We start from the raw sequence: 2,467 nt of genomic DNA, 5'->3' as shown, positions 1-2,467 counted from the left end.
CCGCACCCCGGGCGTCTCATGTGTTCTTTTACGCCCGGGGGGCGGCGGCCCCCCCCGGGGGGCCGCCGGCGCGTGGCGGGCCCCCCCCCGCGGGGGCGCGGCCCCCCCCCACGGCCGTCCCAGGTCCGCGGCCCGCGCCCGGGCGTCGCCTGCGTACCCTGTCCCCGTGTCAGCCTCTCGTCTGCGTCGCGTGGCCGTCCTCGTTCTGGAGGGGGCCAAGCCGCTCGACGTCGGCATTCCCGCACAGGTCTTCTCCACGCGGGCGAGCATGCCGTACGAAGTGCGGCTGTGCGGCGCGGCACCCGGACTCGTGACCGGCGGCGACGGCCTCTCGTACCATGTCGCGCACGGCCTCGACGCGCTCGCCTGGGCCGACATCGTCTTCATCCCCGGCTACCGCCGCCCCGACCGCGACGACCCGCCGCAGGCCGTCGTCGACGCGCTGATCGCCGCCCACCGCCGGGGGGCGCGGCTGGCCGCCATCTCGACCGGCGCCTTCGCGCTCGCCGCGACGGGTCTGCTGGACGGCAAGCGGGCCACCACCCACTGGCACTACACCCGGGCCCTGATGGCCGGACACCCGCGTGTCCAGGTCGACGAGAACGTCCTCTTCGTCGACGAGGGCAGCGTACTGACCTCGGCAGGCGCCGCCTCCGGCATCGACCTGTGCCTGCACGTCCTGCGCGGCGACCTCGGGGTGGCCGCGTCGAACCACGCGGCCCGGCGCCTGGTCGCGGCCCCCTACCGCAGCGGCGGCCAGGCCCAGTACGTGCCGCGCAGCGTGCCCGAGCCGCACGGCGAGCGGTTCGCCGACACCCGCGCCTGGGCGCTGCACCGGCTCCATGAACCCCTCACCCTGGAGATCCTCGCGCGGCAGGCGGCGGTCTCGCCACGCACGTTCTCTCGGCGCTTCGTGGAGGAGACCGGCTACACGCCGATGCAGTGGGTCATGCGGGCCCGTATCGACATGGCCCGCGAACTGCTCGAACGGTCGCAGCGCGGGGTCGAGCAGATCGCCGCCGACGTCGGCCTCGGCACCGGAGCCAATCTCCGGCTGCACTTCCACCGCATCCTCGGCACCACCCCGACCGAGTACCGCCGCACCTTCGCCCAGGGCGAATAGCCCCGCCGCAGGTCCGCCGTCGGCCCCGCCACCTGCAGCGATCCACCGCTGCCACGCCATGGCACGACCCATGGGGAGACCATGGCGCGATCCTTTTGAACCATGGCGATCCCGCCACTGTCCGCCGCCGGAGCGGCAGGCGACTCTGGTGGCGAACCGAAGGGACACCACTCATGACTCGCATCGCCATCAACGGATTCGGCCGCATCGGACGCAATGTGCTGCGCGCACTGCTCGAGCGCGACAGCGCCCTGGAGATCGTCGCCGTCAACGACCTCACGGAGCCCGACACCCTTGCGCGACTGCTCGCCTACGACTCGACGGCCGGCCGGCTGGGCCGCCCGGTCACCGTCGAGGGGGACGTCCTCGTCGTCGACGGCCGACGCATCAAGGTGCTGGCCGAGCGCGAGCCCGCTCAGCTGCCGTGGGCCGAACTCGAGGTGGACATCGTCCTGGAGGCGACCGGCCGCTTCACCTCGGCCAAGGACGCCCGCGCCCACCTCGACGCGGGCGCGAAGAAGGTGCTCGTCAGCGCGCCGTCGGACGGCGCCGACGTCACCCTGGCGTACGGGGTCAACACCGACGCGTACGACCCGGCCCTGCACACCATCGTCTCGAACGCCTCCTGCACGACGAACGCGCTCGCGCCGCTGGCCGCGGTGCTCGACGAGCTCGCCGGGATCGAGCACGGCTTCATGACGACGGTGCACGCCTACACCCAGGAGCAGAACCTCCAGGACGGCCCGCACCGCGACGCCCGCCGTGCCCGGGCGGCCGGCGTCAACATCGTGCCGACCACGACGGGTGCGGCCAAGGCGATCGGTCTCGTGCTGCCCGGCCTGGACGGCAAGCTGTCCGGCGACTCGATCCGGGTTCCGATCCCGGTCGGCTCGATCGTCGAGCTGAACACCACCGTCGCCCGTGACGTCACCCGTGAGGACGTGCTGGCCGCCTACCGGGCCGCCGCCGAGGGCCCGCTGGCCGGCGTTCTCGAGTACTCGGACTTCCCGCTCGTCTCCTCCGACATCGTCGGCAACCCGGCCTCCTCCATCTTCGACTCGGCCCTCACCCGGGTCGAGGGCCGCCATGTGAAGGTGGTCGCCTGGTACGACAACGAGTGGGGTTTCTCGAACCGGGTCATCGACACGCTCGAACTCCTCGCCGCGGGCTGACCGGACATCACCAGGGTGCGGGCACGCTATACTCGATCTTGAGCGCACCGCGGGATCGCGTGACCGCGCCGTGCGTTGGTGGTCCAAGGAAAGACGCCCCACTTCCTGTGGGGAGATGCAGGTGCAAGGCCTGCCCGGCGCTCGAACAGAACCCCGCCCCGGATGATCCGGG

Annotated in this window: 2 protein-coding genes; both read left to right on the top strand. The window is 72.6% G+C overall.

Features of this window, described 5'->3' with window-relative positions; all coding sequences use genetic code 11:
* The first annotated feature begins 166 nt into the window (after window positions 1-166).
* Window positions 167-1,123, top strand: coding sequence for a GlxA family transcriptional regulator (locus ABT085_RS45665; RefSeq protein WP_351622987.1), 957 nt, complete (start codon window positions 167-169; stop codon window positions 1,121-1,123).
* Window positions 1,124-1,296: 173 nt separating this feature from the next.
* Window positions 1,297-2,295: a type I glyceraldehyde-3-phosphate dehydrogenase gene (gene gap, locus ABT085_RS45660; protein ID WP_351622984.1), complete on the top strand. Its 999-nt coding sequence runs from the start codon at window positions 1,297-1,299 to the stop codon at window positions 2,293-2,295.
* Window positions 2,296-2,467: the final 172 nt, after the last annotated feature.

Origin of the sequence: Streptomyces sp. NPDC002265 (assembly GCF_040296125.1) — a bacterium.
Taxonomy (GTDB): domain Bacteria; phylum Actinomycetota; class Actinomycetes; order Streptomycetales; family Streptomycetaceae; genus Streptomyces.
The sequence above is the reverse complement of the archived record's forward strand: the minus strand, read 5'-3'. Positions and strand labels throughout refer to the sequence as shown.

Bases quoted from the DNA above. Each gene is read 5' to 3' on its own strand.
- gap (WP_351622984.1), top strand. From the start codon at position 1,297: ATGACTCGCATCGCCATCAACGGATTCGGCCGCATCGGACGCAATGTG.